This is a genomic window from Jatrophihabitans sp. (genome assembly GCA_036389035.1).
Taxonomy (GTDB): Bacteria; Actinomycetota; Actinomycetes; order Mycobacteriales; family Jatrophihabitantaceae; genus Jatrophihabitans_A.
On the sequence record DASVQQ010000039.1, the window covers coordinates 250,751 to 268,020 of the forward strand.

Consider the following 17,270-nt stretch of genomic DNA (forward strand, 5'->3'; position numbering starts at 1 on the left):
CCCATGACGGCCGGGTCACTGCCAGCGGTCACCGGCATCGTGCTAGCCGCCGGGGCCGGGCGCCGGCTGGGCCGTCCGAAGGCCGATGTCGAGCTGGGCGGGCAACGGCTGGTCGACCGGGCGGTCGCCACGTTGCGGGCCGGCGGCTGCGCCGAGGTGCTGGCGGTGCTGCGTCCGGAGCAGGCCGGCGCCGCCGGCGCGAGGACGGTCGTCAACCCTGCTCCGGACCGGGGGATGGGCTCGTCGCTGCGGTGCGCGCTGGCCGAGGTGGCTGCCGACCCGCGCTCTGCGGCCTGCGTGGTGCTGCTGGCCGACCTGGTGGGGGTGCGCCCGGCGGAGGTGGCGGCGGTGATCGAGCGGCACCGGGCAGGTGCGGCCATCGTCGCGGTGCGCCGGGCCGGTCAGCGCTCGCACCCGGTTCTCATCAGCCGCAGGTGGTACCTCGAGTTCGCGGCCGCCGCGGTGGGCGACCAGGGCGGTCGGGACTTCTTCGCCCGGCGGCTGGCGGACACCAGCTTTCTCGATTACCCCGATCGGATCAGCGACATCGACACCGCCGAGGACCTGAGCCGGGCGCTGGCGGCTGAAGCGGCACAGGCGGCTGAAGCGGCACAGGCGGCCGAAGCGGCACGAGCGTCCCAGCCGCCGGATCAGCCTGGTTCGGCCGGCTGAGCCAGCTGCGCCAGGCGAGCCAGCGCCTTGGGAAAGATCTCGGCCGGCGGGGTGACCAGGCCGGCGCCCACCTGGCCGACCCCGGCCAGCCGGCCGGCCATGCCGGTGTTGATCTGCGGCAGGATCTCGGTGCGCACCACCTTGGTGACGTCGATCCCGGTCGGCGAGCCCCGGAAGTCCAGCACCGGGATCGAGTACATGGGGTGCTCGCCGACGGTGATCTCATACATCCGGCGCGAGGCCGCCAGCGCGTCGGCCACCTCGCCGCCGACGAACCGGACGATCGCCGGAGCGGCCGCCATCGAGAACCCGCCGAGGCCGGCGGTCTCGGTGATCGCCGAGTCGCCGATGTCGGGATTGGCATCGTCCGGGCCGAAGCTGCCCAGGAACAACCCGTCCGCCAGCTGGGCCGGCCCGGTGAACCACTGGTCACCCGTGCCGGCCACCTGGATGCCGAAGTCGGTGCCGTTGCGCGCCATCGCCACCACCACGGTCGAGCCCGGGATGTCGCGGGCGGCGTCCAGCGTCACCTTGCAGGCCGGCATCGCGAGGTTGAGGAAGAAGTGGTCGTTGCCGGCCATGAACCGGACCGCCTCGGCGACGTCGGCCGACGGCGCCCCGGAGTCGATCAACTCCGGCAGCAGCTCGCGCAGCAGCATCAGGGTGCCGGCCCGGTTGCGGTTGTGGGCCTCGTCGCCCATCTGCAGCATCTGGGCCAGGATCGCCTTGAGGTCGACGGGGCCGTGCCGGCGGACCGCGGTCTGCAGCAGCGGCCCGAGCACCCGCGACATCCAGCGCAGCCTGGTCAGCACCTCCTCGGAGTAGGCGCCGTAGCGAAGCACCTTGCCCAGGCCCTCGTTGAGGGTGCAGTACGCCCGCCGGCCGGTGGCCGGGTCCTCGACCACGAACACCCACATCGACGCCGACACCACCCCGGCCATCGGGCCGACCGCCGCGTGATGGTGGCACGGGTCCAGGGAGTAGCCGGCGCCGGTGGCGAACAGCCGCTCGGCGTCCTCCGGGCGCTCGACCACTCCTTCCAGGGCGGCGGCGCCCATCAGCGCCCCGCGCAGCGGGCCCGACGCGCGGGACCAGTCGATCGGCGGCCCGGCGTGCAGAAAGTCCCGGTCCGCCAGGCCCAGCGTGGCGCCGGCGGGCAGCACGTCCACCAGGTGCGCCCCGGCGCCGAAGATCCGGCTCAGCGCCTCGGCGTTGGCCGGCCGGCGGCGCGGGTCGGCCATCACCCGCGCCAGGTCAGCCGCGGTGCCCGGCATCGGCGGGCGCCAGTCGACCTCGCCGACCTCGGCGCCCTGGGCCGCCACCGACTCGGCGAACAGGCTGACCCCGGCGGTGACGAGCCGCGGCGCGGGGCCGGTGAACCGGTGGGCGTCGGCGCTCATGATCGGCCTCCAGGGGTGAGCAGGCTGAGGGCGTGCCGGGTGGCGGCGGCGTTCGAGGTGAACACCGAGGCGCCGGCCTGGTGCAGCCGTCGCGCCGATGCCTCCAGCTGCTGGGGGTCGCGGCGGGCTCCGATCAGGCTCACCACCACCGGCGCGGTCGCACCGGCCAGCATCGGCAGCAGCTCGGCCACCGGATCGGCGTGACTGCCGTGCCCGAGCAGCATGTCCAGCAGCACCACGGCAGTGTCCGGGTCGGCGAGCAGCTCGGCCAGGTGCCGGTTGCGCAGCGACGGGTCGATCATCGGATGCGCCCGGCCCTGGGTGAGCGCGTCGTCGCCGAAATCGATCATCAGGTGGCCGGGCCAGCGCAGGCCGGCATCCAGCGCCCAGTCCGGGCGCAGCGCGATGTTCGAGCGCACCTCACCCAGCTCGGCGCTGGCGATCAGCATCGCCTCGTCGCACAGGGTGCCGCCGCAGAACAGCCCGCGCAGCGCGCCGGTCCGGGGTCCGGCTGCACTGCCGCCGGCTTCGGCCACCCAGGACGGCCAAGCCGGCGCCGGCGCTGCCAGCTCGGTCAGGACGGCCTCGGTCGCCTGGGTCAGGTCGGGCTGGCCGGGTCCCAGCAGCGCGAACCGGACCGGGGTGGCCAGGCTGGCGGCGGCCTGCCGCACCCGCTCGACGACCGGCGCCGCGGGCGGCTTGGACACCACCAGGATCAGCTCGGTGCCCGGGTCGGCGTCCAGCATCCGCAGCGCGGCCAGCGTGGAGCGCCCGGCGACCTCCTCGGACAGGTCGCGCCCGCCGACCCCGAGCGCGGCGCTGATCCCGACGCCGGCGGCGTCCAGCAGGCACAGCACCTGCTGCGCTCCGGTGCCCGAGGCCGCGACCAGCCCGACGGGACCGCGGTCCAGGGTGTGCGAGAAGCCCAGGCCCAGGCCGCCGACCACCGCGGTGCCGCAGTCGGGCCCCATCACCAGCAGCCCGCGCTCGGCCGCGGCGTCCTTGAGCCGGATCTCGTCGGCGACGCTGACGTTGTCGGAGAACACCAGCACGTCACAGCCGGCGTCCAGGGCGTCCATGGCCTCGGTGAAGGCGTGCTGACCCGGCACCGAGATGAGCGCTAGCCCGGCGCCGGTCGAGGCCGCGGCCGAGCCGATGGTGCGCGGTGGCTGCTCGGCCGCGCCGGTGCCGGTAGGCCGGCGCGGTGCGCTGAGCAGCTGCTCGGCCAGCTCGGCGGCTGCCTGGGCGGACTGCTGGTCCGCGGCCCGGACGGCGATGAACAGCTCGTTGGGTGACTCGGCGCCGGGCGGCTGGAAGCCCATTCCGGCCAGCAGGTCCAGGTTGAGCTCGGTGGCCATGCCGACCAGCGCGGCCTGCACCCCGTCGGCCTGGCCGACCTGGCGGCTGACCTGCAGCAGGGTCACCGAGTCGGCGTACAGGCCTTGGCGCAGCAGCACCTGTTCCGAGCTCATCCGTGGCCTCCAGCCGGTGTCGGGTGCGTTCCACTGCCAAGCGGCCCTGGCTGGAACGTAATCAGTGAGCTACCTTCTGCCGATGGTTACAGTTGCCAACCATCAGGCTGACAACCTACGCAATCTGCCAGCGGCCGCAGCCGACGGGCTCAGTCTGGCGGAGCTGCTGAAGGCGCCGAGGCTGGCCGGCGCCGCCGTGCTGGCGGGCGGCTCCGGCCTGGGCCGGCTGGTCCGCGGGGTCAGCGTGATGGAAGTGCCGGACATCCTGCCGTGGCTGAAGCCGAACGAGCTGCTGCTCGGCAGCGCCTACGCCCTGGGCCCGGCCCCGGACGCCGCTGCCGACGCCGAGCAGGGCAGCCGGTGGCTGCAACTGATCTCTGACCTCAACGCCCAGCAGCTGTCGGGCATCGCGGTCAAGCTGGAGAGCGACGAGCTGCCGGCGCAGGTGATCGAGCTGGCCGACGAGCTGGGGTTTCCGGTGCTGCGGCTGCCCGATGAGGTGGTCTTCGACGAGGTGCTCGCCGACATCTACGGCCTGCTGCTGGACCGGCAGAACCAGTTGATGGCCCAGTCCGACGCGCTGCACCAGGTGATCGCCAACATCGTGCTCGGCGGCGGCGGGCTGCCCCAGATCGCCGACGAGGTGTCCCGGCTGCTGGATTGCGTGCTGTTGATCACCACGCCGGACGGCCGGGTGCTGGCCGACGAGGGCGCCGCCGGGCACCGCCAGGCGGTCGCGACGGGCGGGCTGTTCGACGGCAGCGGCCGGTTCCTGGTCGAGCGGCTGCCGATCGGGCTGCACCCGACGCCCGAGGAGCACGGCGGGCACATCGCGATGACGGTGATCGTGGCCGACGGCGTCGATCATGGCCGGATCGTGGCCTGCCGGCAGCAGCCGCTGCCGGCCGGAACCGTGCAGGCCCTGGAACGGGTGGCGATCGTGGCGGCGCTGACCATCACCAAAGAGCTGGCCGTCTCGGCGGTCGAGGGCAAGTTCCGGGGCGACTACCTGCGCGATGTGCTGACCGGCCAGGTCGCGGCGGACGAGCCGGTCGTGCAGCACTGCCGCTCGCTGGGTTGGGACATCAACCGCCCGATGGTGGTGCTGGTGGCCGAGCTGGACGCTGCCGAGCCCAGCAAGCCGGGGGCGCCGGCCGGGCCGTCGGTGGTGCACCGGTCCCAGCACGAGCGCTTCGTCTCGGCCTGGCAGCAGGTGCTGCGGGCCCGCGACAAGACCGTGCCGGTGGTCGGCTTCAGCCACGAGGTCGTCGCGCTGCTGCCGGCCCGCTCGGGTGATCAGGCGCGGATGGTGTCCGAGCTGGTCGCCGCGGTGTCCGGTGACCGGGGCGGGGGTCGGCAGTCCTTCAGCGCGGGCGTCTCGCGCCGGGTGCTCGAGCCGTCCCAGATCGCGACCGGCTACGCCCAGGCCCGCAAGGCGGTGTCGGTCGGCCGGCGGGTGCACGGGCCCGGCAGCGTGTCGCATTTCGACTCACTCGGCGTGCACCGGCTGCTGTCCCTGGTGCCCGACACCGCGGAGTTGAAGTCCTTCGCCACCGAGGTGCTCGGCGTGCTGGCAGGAGATGCCGCCGAGGCCGCCGACCTGCGGATGACCCTGCAGACGCTGCTGGACACCAACCTCAACGTCGCCGAGACCGCCCGGCTGCTGCATTTCCACTACAACACGCTGCGGTACCGGATCAGCAAGCTGGAACGGATCGTGGGCCCCTTCACCACCGATCCGAACCTGCGGCTGGATGTGGCGCTGGCGTTGCAGGTCGTCCAGATGCGGGGCATCTGAGCGCCTTCCATTCCGGACACCCGCCGCACGGACGCGGGTTGGCGCGTGGCAGAGGTTCCCTCGGGAGTCATGCTCGTCATAGAACCAGTCGGTGATCGCACGAGTCAGTCGAAAAGCTTATTGACTGATTCCCCGAATTCAAATTATTTTATGATGTTTCACACTCCGAAGGCTTTAACCCTATAAGCCTTACTCGAGACGAGCGAACTCATTCATGGAGGACCCTATGTGGAAACGCATTGCGCGCGCGGGCGCGACTCTTGGCGCGGTCAGTGGATTGGCGATCGCCAGTGCCGCCCCAGCCAGTGCCGACAGCCCCGAGATTTGGCATGGTGACGCCGGATACGGGAAGTTTTACAGTTACGGCGACTACTTTTACGCATGTGATCGAAAGTCCGACGGCTACGGCATCCAGGTTGAATGGTACGTGCCTGGCGGGACCGCCTATGGGAAGGTGCGGGATGGGAACGGGAACAACGGCGACTGCGTTTTCCTAAATACCAACCTTGGAGAGAACCGCTGGGCGAAAATGCAGACGTGTCTCACCAACAGCGGCTGGCTGATCAGCTGCACCGTGTGGCAAGACATCTGGACCAGCTGATTTGACTCCGCGTTACGGGCCGGCGCTAGGCCGGCCCGTGACGTTGGGTTCGAGGACGACTCAGATGAGCGCAGCACGCGGCGGGCGGTCCAGCGGTAATCACGTGCTAAGTCGGATGCGGCCGATCATCCCTGCGCGATTCCCACTACCTCGGCCCGGGAAGACGCGCTCATACCCCGAGGCAGCCCGAACTCAGCAGTCGCCCCTGCGCGCGCTCACGACGGTGCAGCGACGTCGAGTCCGTACCCCCGTACACCGGCTCGGCCGCCGGCCAAGTGAAGAGGCCGTCACTAACTTGGCATGACGTGCTAGGTCGACTTGACATATGCTCGTATGGGAATACGATTCCAGCATGGCCCGAGCGGCGACGACGGCGGACGCTTTCAACGCGATAGCCGAGGTCCGGCGGCGTCAGATCCTGGACGTCCTGGCCGGCGGCGAGCGCGGCGTCAACGACCTCGTCGAACTGCTCGGGCTGGCGCAACCGCTGGTGTCCAAGCACCTGCGGGTGCTGCGCGAGGTGGGCCTGGTGCAAGTCCGCGAGGACGGCCGCCAGCGGATGTACCGGCTCAACGCCCAGTCGCTCAAACCCATCCACGACTGGGTGAGCGGCTATGAGCGGTTGTGGTCCGAGCGCCTGGACCGCCTCGACGCCGTGCTCAAGGAGCTCAAGGAGCTCGAAGAGCAGTAGCAGTTCGAGAACAAGCAGACTCACCCGGTAGGAACTCACAGAACGGGACAGGCAGATGACAGCAGGAACAAGCAGCCGCACCGCCGTGGTGACGCTGCCCACGGACACCCAGATCCTGATCACCCGCGAGTTCGACGTGCCCAGGCGCCTGGTCTACCGGGCCTGGACGACGCCGGAGCTCATAAAGCGCTGGTGGGGCGCCGAGCGTGGCGAGGTCACCTCCGTCGAACTCGACCTCCGGGTCGGCGGCCGCTGGCGTTATGTGTCGAGGACCCACGACGGGTCCGAGTTCGGCTTCAGCGGGGAGTATCGCGAGATCGTCGAGAACGAGCGGCTGGTCGCCACCGAGGTCTTCGAGCCGGTGCCCGATCACGAGGCGCTGAACACCCTCACCCTGACCGAGCGCGACGGGCGCACCACGCTGACCGTCCTGGTCGAGCACGACAGCAAGGAATCCCGGGACGCGCACCTCAACTCCGGCATGGAACCCGGCATGCAGGACGCGTTGCGGCTGCTCGAGCAGGTCGCGGTGTCGCTGCGTTGAGCCGCATCCCGTGACCGCCGGTGAGGAAAGCGCCGCTGCCGGACCGGCCGGTTCCACGCCGGCCGGCTCCGGACCGGCCGGTTCCGCGCAGCCCGAGCAGGACCGCTACGTCGCGGTGATCGGGCCGCGGACGGCCGACCCGCGGCTGTGCCGGCTCGCCTACGAGGTCGGCGCCGAGATCGCCCGCCGGCGGGCCGTCCTGCTCTGCGGCGGGCTCACCGGGGTGATGGAGGCGGCGGCCCGCGGCGCGCGCGAAGCATCGGGGCGTTCGATCGGCCTGCTGCCGGGGCTGGATCGGCGGGATGCGAACCCGTTCCTGGACTACGCGCTGGCCACCGGGCTGGCCGAGGCCAGGGACGGGGCACTGATCACCAGCGCCGACGCGGTGATCGCCGTCGGGTGCAATCCCGGGACGCTGATAGAGATCGGCTATGCGCTGCAACGGCAACGACCGCTGGCGGTGCTGGGCGGCTGGACCGTCCTGGACGAGTCCGGGCAGCCGGTGGCCGGCTTCAGGCAGGCGCGCACCGCCACGGAGGCGGTCACGATGGTGCTCGGCCCGCCCGACGGCTGAGCCACCGATGGCCCCGCGCGATACTGGGCCAATGGCGACTGACGATCCGGTCACGAATGACGGCCCGGCGACGGTGGGGCCCCTCGACGGCGCGGTGGTCCCCAGGTACGCCGGGCTGCCGACCTTCGCGCGGCTGCCGCGTCGCGAGGACGTGCCGCGATTCGACGTGGCGGTGCTCGGGGTCCCGTTCGACAGCGGCGTGAGCTACCGGCCGGGCGCGCGGTTCGGCCCGGCGCACATCCGGCAGAGCTCGCGGCTGCTGCGCCCCTACAACCCGGCGCTCGAGGTGGCTCCGTTCGGCGTCCAGCAGGTGGTCGACGCCGGCGACCTGACGGTCAACCCGTTCGACATCGGCCAGGCGATCGGCCAGATCGAGGCCGGCGTCCGCGAGCTCAGCCAGAGCGCCAAGCTGCTGGTGCTGGGCGGTGACCACACGATCGCCCTGCCGGTGCTGCGGGCGATGCACGCCCTGCACGGTCCGATCGCCGTCCTGCACTTCGACGCGCATCTGGACACCTGGGACACCTACTTCGGCGAGCCCTACACCCACGGCACGCCGTTCCGGCGGGCGTCGGAGGAAGGCCTGCTGGACCGCGAGCACTGCCTGCACATCGGCATCCGCGGGCCGCTGTACGCCCCGTCGGACCTGAGCGACTCCTTCGACCTGGGCTTCGCCACGATCGGCTGCGTCGAGTTCGAGACCCTCGGCGTGGCCGGGGTGATCGAGCGGATGCGGGCCCGGCTGGGGGACCGGCCGGTCTACGTCTCGGTCGACATCGACGTGCTCGACCCGGCGTACGCGCCCGGCACCGGAACCCCCGAAGCCGGCGGGATGAGCTCCCGCGAGCTGCTCGCGGTGCTGCGTGGCCTGATGGGCGCCGACATCGTCTCCGCCGACATCGTCGAGGTGTCACCGGCCTATGACCACGCCGAGATCACCGGCATCGCGGCGGCGCACGTCGGCTTCGAGCTGCTCTCCGTGCTCGCCCTGGGCTGAGGGGCGCCAGCCGGCGCCAAGGCGTGCGGCCAGGCATGGAGTTGATCACCGAACCGGCCTACCGTGGATGGCGCCGCACGGCTGATCGCCGAGGCAGAGTGCAGGGACGGTCGGGCGGCGGAGGAGCTGTCATGACGGTCCACCAATGTCCGAAGTGCGAGCTGCGATTCACCTGGGTCACCGAACTCGAGGACCACTGCCGCCAGGACCACCCGCAATTCCGGCACGACTACCCGGTGCGCAAGCCGGCTGCCGCTCAGCGTCAGCAGCCGGCCGAGGAGGACACCAAGGAGGCAACCAGCACGTTCAGGGAGTAGCAAGAATGCAAGCAGTTGGCTAGCATTCTGCGACATGAGGACGCTGTACTTGCGGAACGTCCCGGACGAGGTCGTGCGACGTCTGGAGCTGCTCGCTGCCCGAGACGCCACCTCGGTGGGCGCCGTGGCCGTGCGAGAGCTGACCGAGGTCTCGCGCAGGGCGGACAATCCCGCCCTGCTCGGGTCACTGCCGGATCTGAACGTGGACATCGCGACGGTGCTTGATGACGTGGACGCCGGCCGAGCCGACCGGTGATCGTGGTCGATGCCTCGGCAGCCCTGTCGGCGTTGCTGAACGACGGTCCGGCGCGTCGATCGCTTGCCGCGGAGCAGTTGCATGCTCCGCACCTCGTCGACTCCGAGGTCGCCAGCGGATTGCGTCGCCGGGTCGCCGCTCAGCAACTCACGGCCGCCGGCGGCTGGACGGCCCTGGACCGGTGGCGGCGGCTGGGTATGACGAGATACCCCGTTTATGCCTTGCTGGACAGGGTGTGGCAGTTGCGCGACAACGTCTCGGCCTCCGACGCCTGCTACGTCGCTCTGGCAGAACAGCTTGGCTGCGCATTGCTCACGGCCGATGCGCGGCTGAGCAGAATACCCGGTGCCCGGTGCCCGATCACCGTCGTGCCGCGATAGTCCCGGCCACGCCGCCTCCTCGGACCTGCGGCGTGTCACAGCTGCCGGGTCGATCTTTGGCTCAACACTTCACCGTGTAGCGGCGCCGTGCGTGGATACCGCGCGGCCGAGAAAGCGTGGAGGCCAGATGTCTGCGTTCGGATGGAAATTGGTCTACGGCGGCAAGACGCCGCCGCCGGGCGCGGTGGTGCGTCCGGACGAGCGGTTGTCCTGGCTGCGGATGAGCGGCCTGGGCGCCCAGCACGTGGTGGCGATGTTCGGGGCCACCTTCGTGTTCCCCGCGATCATGGGGCTGAACCCGAACCTGGCCGTGATGATGTCCGGCGTCGCCACCATCATCTTCCTGCTGATCGTCAAGGGCAGGGTGCCCTCCTACCTGGGCACCTCGGCGTCCTTCGTGGCCGCGGTCGCCGCGATCCGGGCGCAGGGCGGCGATTCGGCCGACGTCACCGGGGCGATCCTGGTCGCCGGGGTGATGCTGGCCGCGGTCGGCGTGCTGGTGCACTTTGGCGGCAGCCGCTACGTGCGGGCGGTGCTGCCGCCGGCGGTGACCGGCGCCGTGGTGATGCTGATCGGCTTCAACCTGGCGACCGTCGCCACCAGCGTCTACTTCCCGGCCCAGCAGTGGATCGGCCTGCTGACAGCCCTCTTCGTGCTGATCATCACGGTGCTGGTCCGCGGCTTCCTCAGCCGGATCGCGATCTTCCTGGCGCTGGTCTTCGGGTATCTGATCAGCTGGATCGCCGACCGGATCAACGACGTGCCCAAGTGCACTGCCGAAGTCACCACCGCCTGCACGCCGACCGGCCACCGGATCGACTGGAGCGGGGTGCGCAGCGCCGACTGGATCGGCCTGCCCCAGGACATCACCAGCCCGACCTTCGGCGAGCTGACCGGCCCGCACCTGCCCGCCTTCAGCATCACCTTCATCCTGCTGGTGATCCCGTCGGTGATCGCGTTGCTCGCCGAGAACGCCGGACACGTCAAGGCCGTCTCGGAGATGACCGACGAAGACCTGGACCCCTACCTCGGGCGGGCCTTCATCGGTGACGGCGTCGGCACCGCGGTGGCCTCCTTCGTGGGCGGCTCGCCGACCACCACCTACGCCGAGAACATCGGGGTGATGGCAGCGACCCGGATCTACTCGACGCTGGCGTACTACATCGCCGCGGTGGTGGCGATCCTGTTCGGGTTCTGCCCCAAGTTCGGGGCGGTGGTGGCAGCCACCCCGGGCGGGGTGCTCGGCGGCATCACGCTGGTGCTCTACGGCATGATCGGCCTGCTCGGCGCCAAGATCTGGGTCGAGAACCGGGTCGATTTCGGCAACCCGATCAACCTGGTCCCGCTGGCCGCTGGCATCATCGCCGGTATCGGCAACCTGACCATTAAGTTCAGCGACACCTTCTCCATCACCGGAATCGCGGCGGGCACGTTGATCATCCTGGTCGGCTACCACCTGGTGCATATCCTGGCACCAAGGCTCGGCTCCGCTCCGGCGGAGAACACCGCTCCGATCACCGACACCCCGGCAGCAGGTCATCAAGGAGGTCCCAGGAAACGGTGAAGCCGTCAGCGTTCGACTACAGCCGCCCGGAGTCCCTCGACGAGGCGTTGGGACTGCTCGCCGAGGCCGGTCCGGACGCCAAGGTGCTCGCCGGCGGCCAGAGCCTGCTGCCGCTGCTGTCGATGCGGTTGATCGCACCTGCCCGATTGGTCGACGTGAATCGGCTGAGCGAGCTAGCCTACGTACGCTCCGGCCCGGACGCCGTCTGGGTCGGAGCCCTGGCACGGCACGCCGCGGTGCTGCGCGACGCCGGCGCCAGGGACCGCCAACCGCTGCTTGCCGAGGCGCTGGCGGTGATCGCGCACCCGAGCATCCGCAACCGCGGGACCTCCGTCGGCAGCCTCGTGCACGCCGACCCGTCGGCCGAGCTGCCCGCCGTGCTGTGCCTGCTGGAAGGGTCGGTGACCCTGGCCTCGACCGCCGGCCGGCGCACTGTGCCCGCGGACCGGTTCTTCACCGGCCCGCTGGAATCGGACGTCCAGCCGGGCGAGCTGGCGATCGAGGCCAGCTTTCCGGCGCGGCCGGCCAGGTCGGGCAGCGCGTTCGCCGAGGTGTCGCGCCGGCACGGGGACTACGCGGTCTGCGGGGTGGCGGTGCTGGTCGAACTCGATGAGGACCTGCGGATCACCGCCGCCCGGGCCGGCTACCTGTCGGTCTCGGCGACGCCGCTGGTGCTGGACCTGACCGCGGCGATCAGCGGACGGGCCTACGACGCCGACCTGTCCGAGGCGGCCGCCTTCGCCCGGGCCGCGGTCGATCCGGAGCCCGACATCCACGCCAGCGCCGAGTACCGCCGCCAGCTGGTCGGCGTGCTGACCGGACGGGCCCTGAGACTGGCCGCTCAGCGGGCCGCCGGCAACTCCGGCGAGGCGGCCGCATGAGTGAGGATCGCAGCGAGCGCCAGCGAGCGAGGACCGGAGCGAATTGCAGCGATGAGCGCTCGCGCGAAGAGCCGGTGATGGCATGAGTGAGGCTGAGACCAGGCACCGGATCGCCCTGACCGTGAACGGGATCGAGCGGCGGGCAGAGGTGCCGGCCCGCCGGCTGCTGTCGGACTGCCTGCGCCACGACCTGGGCCTGACCGGCACCCACGTCGGCTGCGAGCACGGGGTGTGCGGCGCCTGCACCGTGCTGGTCGGCGGCGTGGCGATGCGGTCCTGCCTGCTGCTGGCGGTCAGCGTGGACGGCGAGCAGGTCACCACCGTCGAGGGCCTGGCCGGCCCGGACGGCGCGCTGTCGCCGGTCCAGCAGGGCTTCGCCGACTGCCATGGCCTGCAGTGCGGCTTCTGCACGCCGGGCTTTCTCACCACCATCACCGCCGGCCTGGCCGAGAACCCGGACCCGACGCCCGAGCAGGCCCGCGAGCTGATCAGCGGCAACCTGTGCCGGTGCACCGGCTACCAGAACATCGTGGCGGCCGTGCTGCGCGCCGCCGAACTCGGCAAGCAGGCCGAACTCGGCAAGCAGGCCGAGCTGGGCAAGCAGGCCAAGGCATGACCACCCGGATGATGGGCGAGCCGGTGCGGCGGGTAGAGGACCGCCGGCTGCTGACCGGGGGCGGGCGCTACCTCGACGACCTGGGCGCCGACGCGGTCGAGGTGGCGGTGCTGCGCTCACCGCACGCGCACGCCAAGATCCTCGACATCGACGTGACCGGGGCGCTGGAAGTCCCCGGCCTGCTGGCCATCTACACCTACGAGGACCTGACCGGCCCGCTGGCCGACCCGTTGCCGCTGCTGATCCCGCACCCGGCGCTGACCCATGGCCGGACCCAGTACCCGCTGGCCCGCGACGAGGTGAACTACGTCGGCGAGGCGGTGGCGATGGTGGTGGCCGAGAACCGCTACCTGGCCGAAGACGCCGTCGAGCGCATCGTGGTGAGTTATGAGGTGTTGCCGCCGGTGGTCGGGATCGCCGCCGCCCGCGCCGCCGAGCGGCTGGTGCACCCGGACGTGCCGGGCAACGTGGCCGCGCACTTCGTCCAGGAGACCGGCGACGCGGCCGCCGCGATCGCCGCGGCCCCGCACCGGCTCGAGCTGGAGCTCGACATCGAGCGCTCGGCCAGCACCCCGCTGGAGGGCCGGGGCGTGCTGGCCCGCTGGGACACCGACGCGCAGCGGTTGCGGATCTGGACCTCGACCCAGACCTCGACCGGGGTGCGTGCCGCCGTGGCGGTCAAGCTGGGCCTGGACCTGGGCAGCGTGGAGGTGATCACCCCGGACGTCGGCGGCGGCTTCGGCGTCAAGATCATGCACCCGTGGCCCGAGGAGGTGCTTGTGCCGATGGCGGCCCGGGCGCTGGGCCGGCCGGTGAAGTTCACCGAGGACCGCCGCGAGCACTTCATCTCCTCGGCCCACGAACGCGGCCAGTTGCAGCGGATCGAGGTGGGCTACGACGACGACGGCCGGCTGCTGGGGCTGTCGGTGCGGTTCTGGCACGACCACGGCGCCTACATCCCGTACGGCCTGATCGTGCCGATCATCACCTCGACCCAGCTGCTCGGGCCGTACAAGCCCGGCGCCTACCGCGTGGAGTTCGAATCCCTTTACACCAACACGGTGATCGTCACCCCGTACCGCGGTGCCGGCCGGCCGCAGGGCGTGTTCGCGATGGAGCGGACGATGGACGCCATCGCGGCCGACCTGGGCCTGGACCGGGCCGAGGTGCGCGAGCGCAACTTCATCCAGCCCGAAGAGATGCCCTATGACCACGGCCTGATCTTTCAGGACGGCCGGCCGTTGATCTATGACTCCGGAGACTTCCCCGCCTCGCTGGCCAAGCTGAAGAAGCTGATCGGCTGGGACTCCTGGTCCGACTACCAGGCCCAGGCCCGGGCCGAGGGGCGTCAGGTCGGCATCGGGCTGGCCTGCTACGTGGAAGGGACCGGCGTCGGGCCGTACGAGGGTGGCCACGTCCAGGTCGAGACCACCGGCAAGGTGAAGGTCGCCACCGGCCTGACCTCCCAGGGCCAGGGTCACCAGACCGCGTTCGCCCAGATCGTCGCCGACGAGCTCGGGGTGCCGATGTCCGACATCGAGGTGGTCACCGGCGACACCCGACGTTTCCCCTACGCGGTAGGCACGTTCGCCTCCCGGGCGGCGGTGATGAGCGGGTCGGCGATCGCGCTGGCGGCCCGGGCGGCGCGCGCCAAGATCCTCAAGGTGGCGGCCGAGGCGCTGGAGGCCGAGGCCGATGACCTCGAGATCGTCGAGGGAAAGGTGCGGGTCAAGGGCAGCCCGAGCGCGGAGATCTCGCTGGGCACCGTCGCGGTGCTGTCCAACCCGCTGCGCTACGCCTTCGACGAGGCGTCCAAGGCCGCGACCCAGTTCGCGGTCGGCCATCCGGAGCTGCCGCCGGTCGGCGAGGACGACGAGCCGGGGATCGAGGGCCGCGACTACTACTCGCCGCTGCGCTCGACCTTCGCCAACGGCATGCACGCGGTGATCGTGGAGACCGACCCCGACACGGCCGAGATCAAGATCCTGCGTTACTGCGTGGTGCACGACTGCGGCACCCTGATCAATCCGATGATCGTGGCCGGCCAGGTGCACGGCGGGGTCGCCCAGGGCGTCGGCGGCGCGCTCTACGAGCGGATGGCCTATGACGAGGCCGGCCAGCTGCAGAACGCCTCATTCATGGACTTCCTGATGCCCTATGCCTCCGAAATGCCCGACGAGATCGAGATCGATCACCTGCAGACCCCGTCGCCGCTGAACCCGCTGGGCATCAAGGGCGCCGGCGAGGCGGGCGTGATCCCCGGCGCCGCGGTGTTCGCCGCGGCCATCTCCGACGCCGAGGGCTTCGAGATCACCAAGATGCCGATCTCACCGAGCGAGCTGTTCGAACTACGGTCGGCGCGCCGCGCTGCCGGCCAGCGGAAGGGGAACCGGTCATGAAGCTGGCAGGCGAGGCGGTGCTGCACGCGCCGGTCGAAAAGGTCTGGGCGGCGCTGCGCGATCCGGCGGTGCTGGTGGCGACCATCCCGGGCTGCGAGCGGTTGGTCGCCACCGGCCCGGACAGCTATGACATGACGGTGACCGCGGGGGTGGCCTCGATCAAGGGCAGCTACGCCGGCACCGTGTCGCTGACCGACCTGCCCGAGCCGAACACCTTTCTGATGAAGGCCTCCGGCGCCGGCGTCCCCGGCACGGTCAGCGCCGACGTCCGGGTGAGCCTGGCCGAAGCCGGTGAGGGCACCCGGCTCAGCTATGACGCCGAGGCCGCCATCGGCGGGGTGATCGGCGGCGTGGGACAGCGGATGCTGATCGGGGTCGCCAAGAAGCTAGCCGGTGAGTTCTTCACCGGGGTGGACGACGTGCTGACCGGAAACCGGCCGGCCGCCGCCGTCCCGGTCGAGGCTTCGGCGGAACCGGCGCGGGAAGACATGCCGGTGGTGTACCGGGATCCGGCGGTGCCTGGCCGGCAGATCGCCGGCGAGCCGAAGTCGTTCATACTGGGAGCGATCTTCGGAGCGGCCACCGCGCTGCTCGGCGTGCTGGTGGGAGCCAGGACCGCCCGCTTGAACAGGAGGTATCGCTGATGCGTGAGTTCACCGCCGCGGCCGTCCAGGTGGCGCCCGTGCCCGGCCCGCTGACCGCCGCCAGCGTGGCCGCCAACACCGCCCGGGCGATCGAGTTGACCAGGCGTTGCCACGCCGCGACCGCCGCCGAGCTGATCGTGCTGCCCGAGTCGGTCACCACCGGCTTCACCCCCGGGATCGACACCGAGCAGCTGTGGGACCTGGTCAGCGAGCTGCCGGGCCCGGTGCTGCAGCCGTTCGCCGACCTGGCCGCCGAGCTGGGCAGCCACCTGGTGCTCGGCACCTACGAGCGCGGCCCGCAACGCGGGGTGGTCTACAACGCGGCGGTGGTGCTGAGCCCCACCGGTGAGCTGCTGGGCGTCTACCGCAAGACCCACCCGTTCGGCCACGAGCGGGCCGACGGCGGCGGCTGGACCACCCCGGGCGAGGACATCCTGGTGGTGGACACCTCGCTGGGCCGGATCGGGGTGATCATCTGCTTCGACGGCGACTACCCGGAGCTGTCCCGCATCACCGCGCTGGCCGGCGCGGAGGTGATCTGCCGGCCCTCGGCGCTGCTGCGCTCGGCGGACATCTGGGAGCTGACCAACCGCGCCCGGGCCTATGACAACCACGTCTACGTGATCGGCTCGAACGCCACCGGCATCGACCCGGGCGGGGTGATCTACTTCGGCAACTCGATGATCGTCACCCCGATCGCCGAGGTGATCGCGCTGGCCTCGTCGCACGAGTGCTGGGTGTCGGCCCGGCTGGACCCCGACACCGCGATGCGCTCGCTCACCCCCGGATCATCGGTCCCGCAGACCTTCGACCACCTGGCCGACCGCAACCTGGCGCTGATCCGCAAGAACGCCGAGCGGCTGCTGGGCGAGGCCCGGACGTCGTTCAAGCTCGGCTGAGCCGCTCAGCTGGCCCGCTCGAGATGCCACCGCTCGCCGTCTGCCACCACCAGGGCGACCGTCCGTAGGAGCTGCCACTTGCCGGCCGGGCTGACCACTCGCAGCCCCAGGGTGGTGGTGCCGCTGGCCGTGACGGTGAGGGTCACTGGGAGCACCCCGCCGCCCTGCGGCACCGTGAACCGGGCCGGCTGCACGGTGAGGGGGCTGCCGGCCTGCTCCACGGTCAGGGTGGATCCGCCGAAACTGGCGATACAGACATAGGCCGGGGCGGGCGTTCGCAGTGCCCATTCACCGGAGGGCCAGTCCAGCCCGGCCACCACGCCACCGTCCGGGCCGCCGGGATCAGTTGCCTCCTTCCCGCAGTCTCGCAGCGTGAGCGGAGCACCGCTGGTCGCCGGGGTGGAGGTGCCAGACCCCGCGCTGGTGCAGCCACTGCCCCAGCACTATCGCCAGCACTGTTCCGGCCACCTTGGGCAAAGCGGACTTGCTTCGGAATGCGGCAGGCAGCCGGCCAGGCGATGAGCGAGCCTTCGCCGCGCTGTGAGCGGTCTGATCGCTGGCTGTC

Annotated in this window: 19 protein-coding genes; 16 read left to right on the top strand and 3 right to left on the bottom strand. The window is 71.1% G+C overall.

The genetic code is table 11. From position 1 onward, the window contains the following. The first annotated feature begins 3 nt into the window (after positions 1-3). Positions 4-672, top strand: coding sequence for a nucleotidyltransferase family protein (locus tag VF557_19940; GenBank protein ID HEX8082490.1), 669 nt, complete (start codon positions 4-6; stop codon positions 670-672). Here the strand turns inward: VF557_19940 and VF557_19945 are convergent. Both VF557_19945 and VF557_19950 read right to left on the bottom strand, forming a co-directional pair. Next, on the bottom strand, positions 651-2,072 hold the full coding sequence (locus tag VF557_19945) for a DUF1116 domain-containing protein (protein HEX8082491.1): 1,422 nt from the start codon (positions 2,070-2,072) through the stop codon (positions 651-653). The two genes, VF557_19940 and VF557_19945, sit on opposite strands and share 22 nt — an antisense overlap. Further along, positions 2,069-3,544: a hypothetical protein gene (locus VF557_19950; protein ID HEX8082492.1), complete on the bottom strand. Its 1,476-nt coding sequence runs from the start codon at positions 3,542-3,544 to the stop codon at positions 2,069-2,071. The genes VF557_19945 and VF557_19950 overlap by 4 nt, the downstream gene beginning before the upstream one ends. 82 nt (positions 3,545-3,626) lie before the next feature. On the opposite strand from VF557_19950, the gene VF557_19955 reads away from it, so the two are divergent. The 15 genes from VF557_19955 (at position 3,627) to VF557_20025 (ending at position 16,705) form a co-directional block, all read left to right on the top strand. After that, complete coding sequence (locus VF557_19955) at positions 3,627-5,342, top strand: PucR family transcriptional regulator ligand-binding domain-containing protein (protein ID HEX8082493.1); 1,716 nt, start codon at positions 3,627-3,629, stop codon at positions 5,340-5,342. A 226-nt stretch (positions 5,343-5,568) separates the two neighbouring features. Next, positions 5,569-5,943: a hypothetical protein gene (locus tag VF557_19960; GenBank protein ID HEX8082494.1), complete on the top strand. Its 375-nt coding sequence runs from the start codon at positions 5,569-5,571 to the stop codon at positions 5,941-5,943. Between the two features lie 352 nt (positions 5,944-6,295). Further along, the gene (locus tag VF557_19965; GenBank protein ID HEX8082495.1) at positions 6,296-6,634 is read left to right on the top strand and encodes a metalloregulator ArsR/SmtB family transcription factor; all 339 of its coding nucleotides are present in this window, start codon (positions 6,296-6,298) and stop codon (positions 6,632-6,634) included. 55 nt (positions 6,635-6,689) lie between these two features. Then, complete coding sequence (locus tag VF557_19970; protein ID HEX8082496.1) at positions 6,690-7,178, top strand: SRPBCC family protein; 489 nt, start codon at positions 6,690-6,692, stop codon at positions 7,176-7,178. 10 nt (positions 7,179-7,188) lie between these two features. Continuing rightward, the gene (locus VF557_19975) at positions 7,189-7,752 is read left to right on the top strand and encodes a TIGR00725 family protein (protein ID HEX8082497.1); all 564 of its coding nucleotides are present in this window, start codon (positions 7,189-7,191) and stop codon (positions 7,750-7,752) included. 31 nt (positions 7,753-7,783) lie between these two features. Next, the gene (speB, locus tag VF557_19980; GenBank protein HEX8082498.1) at positions 7,784-8,749 is read left to right on the top strand and encodes an agmatinase; all 966 of its coding nucleotides are present in this window, start codon (positions 7,784-7,786) and stop codon (positions 8,747-8,749) included. 131 nt (positions 8,750-8,880) lie between these two features. Then, positions 8,881-9,066, top strand: a complete 186-nt coding sequence (locus VF557_19985) for a hypothetical protein (protein HEX8082499.1) — start codon at positions 8,881-8,883, stop codon at positions 9,064-9,066. Between the two features lie 34 nt (positions 9,067-9,100). Continuing rightward, positions 9,101-9,322, top strand: coding sequence for a hypothetical protein (locus tag VF557_19990; GenBank protein HEX8082500.1), 222 nt, complete (start codon positions 9,101-9,103; stop codon positions 9,320-9,322). Positions 9,323-9,324: 2 nt separating this feature from the next. Continuing rightward, positions 9,325-9,702: a type II toxin-antitoxin system VapC family toxin gene (locus VF557_19995; protein HEX8082501.1), complete on the top strand. Its 378-nt coding sequence runs from the start codon at positions 9,325-9,327 to the stop codon at positions 9,700-9,702. Positions 9,703-9,829: 127 nt separating this feature from the next. Continuing rightward, a complete protein-coding gene (locus VF557_20000; GenBank protein HEX8082502.1) occupies positions 9,830-11,266 on the top strand; it encodes a solute carrier family 23 protein in 1,437 nt (478 codons plus the stop codon). Then, complete coding sequence (locus tag VF557_20005) at positions 11,263-12,147, top strand: FAD binding domain-containing protein (protein HEX8082503.1); 885 nt, start codon at positions 11,263-11,265, stop codon at positions 12,145-12,147. Before VF557_20000 ends, VF557_20005 begins: the two co-directional genes overlap by 4 nt. An 82-nt stretch (positions 12,148-12,229) precedes the next feature. Further along, positions 12,230-12,763, top strand: a complete 534-nt coding sequence (locus tag VF557_20010) for a (2Fe-2S)-binding protein (GenBank protein HEX8082504.1) — start codon at positions 12,230-12,232, stop codon at positions 12,761-12,763. After that, a complete protein-coding gene (gene cutA / locus VF557_20015; protein HEX8082505.1) occupies positions 12,760-15,162 on the top strand; it encodes an aerobic carbon-monoxide dehydrogenase large subunit in 2,403 nt (800 codons plus the stop codon). The genes VF557_20010 and cutA overlap by 4 nt, the downstream gene beginning before the upstream one ends. Beyond that, positions 15,159-15,806, top strand: a complete 648-nt coding sequence (locus VF557_20020) for a carbon monoxide dehydrogenase subunit G (protein ID HEX8082506.1) — start codon at positions 15,159-15,161, stop codon at positions 15,804-15,806. Before cutA ends, VF557_20020 begins: the two co-directional genes overlap by 4 nt. Continuing rightward, the gene (locus VF557_20025; GenBank protein HEX8082507.1) at positions 15,806-16,705 is read left to right on the top strand and encodes a carbon-nitrogen hydrolase family protein; all 900 of its coding nucleotides are present in this window, start codon (positions 15,806-15,808) and stop codon (positions 16,703-16,705) included. Before VF557_20020 ends, VF557_20025 begins: the two co-directional genes overlap by 1 nt. A 5-nt stretch (positions 16,706-16,710) precedes the next feature. Here the strand turns inward: VF557_20025 and VF557_20030 are convergent, their stop codons facing one another. After that, positions 16,711-17,022 (bottom strand): hypothetical protein, encoded by a 312-nt coding sequence (locus VF557_20030; protein ID HEX8082508.1) that lies wholly within the window; start codon positions 17,020-17,022, stop codon positions 16,711-16,713. Positions 17,023-17,270: the final 248 nt, after the last annotated feature.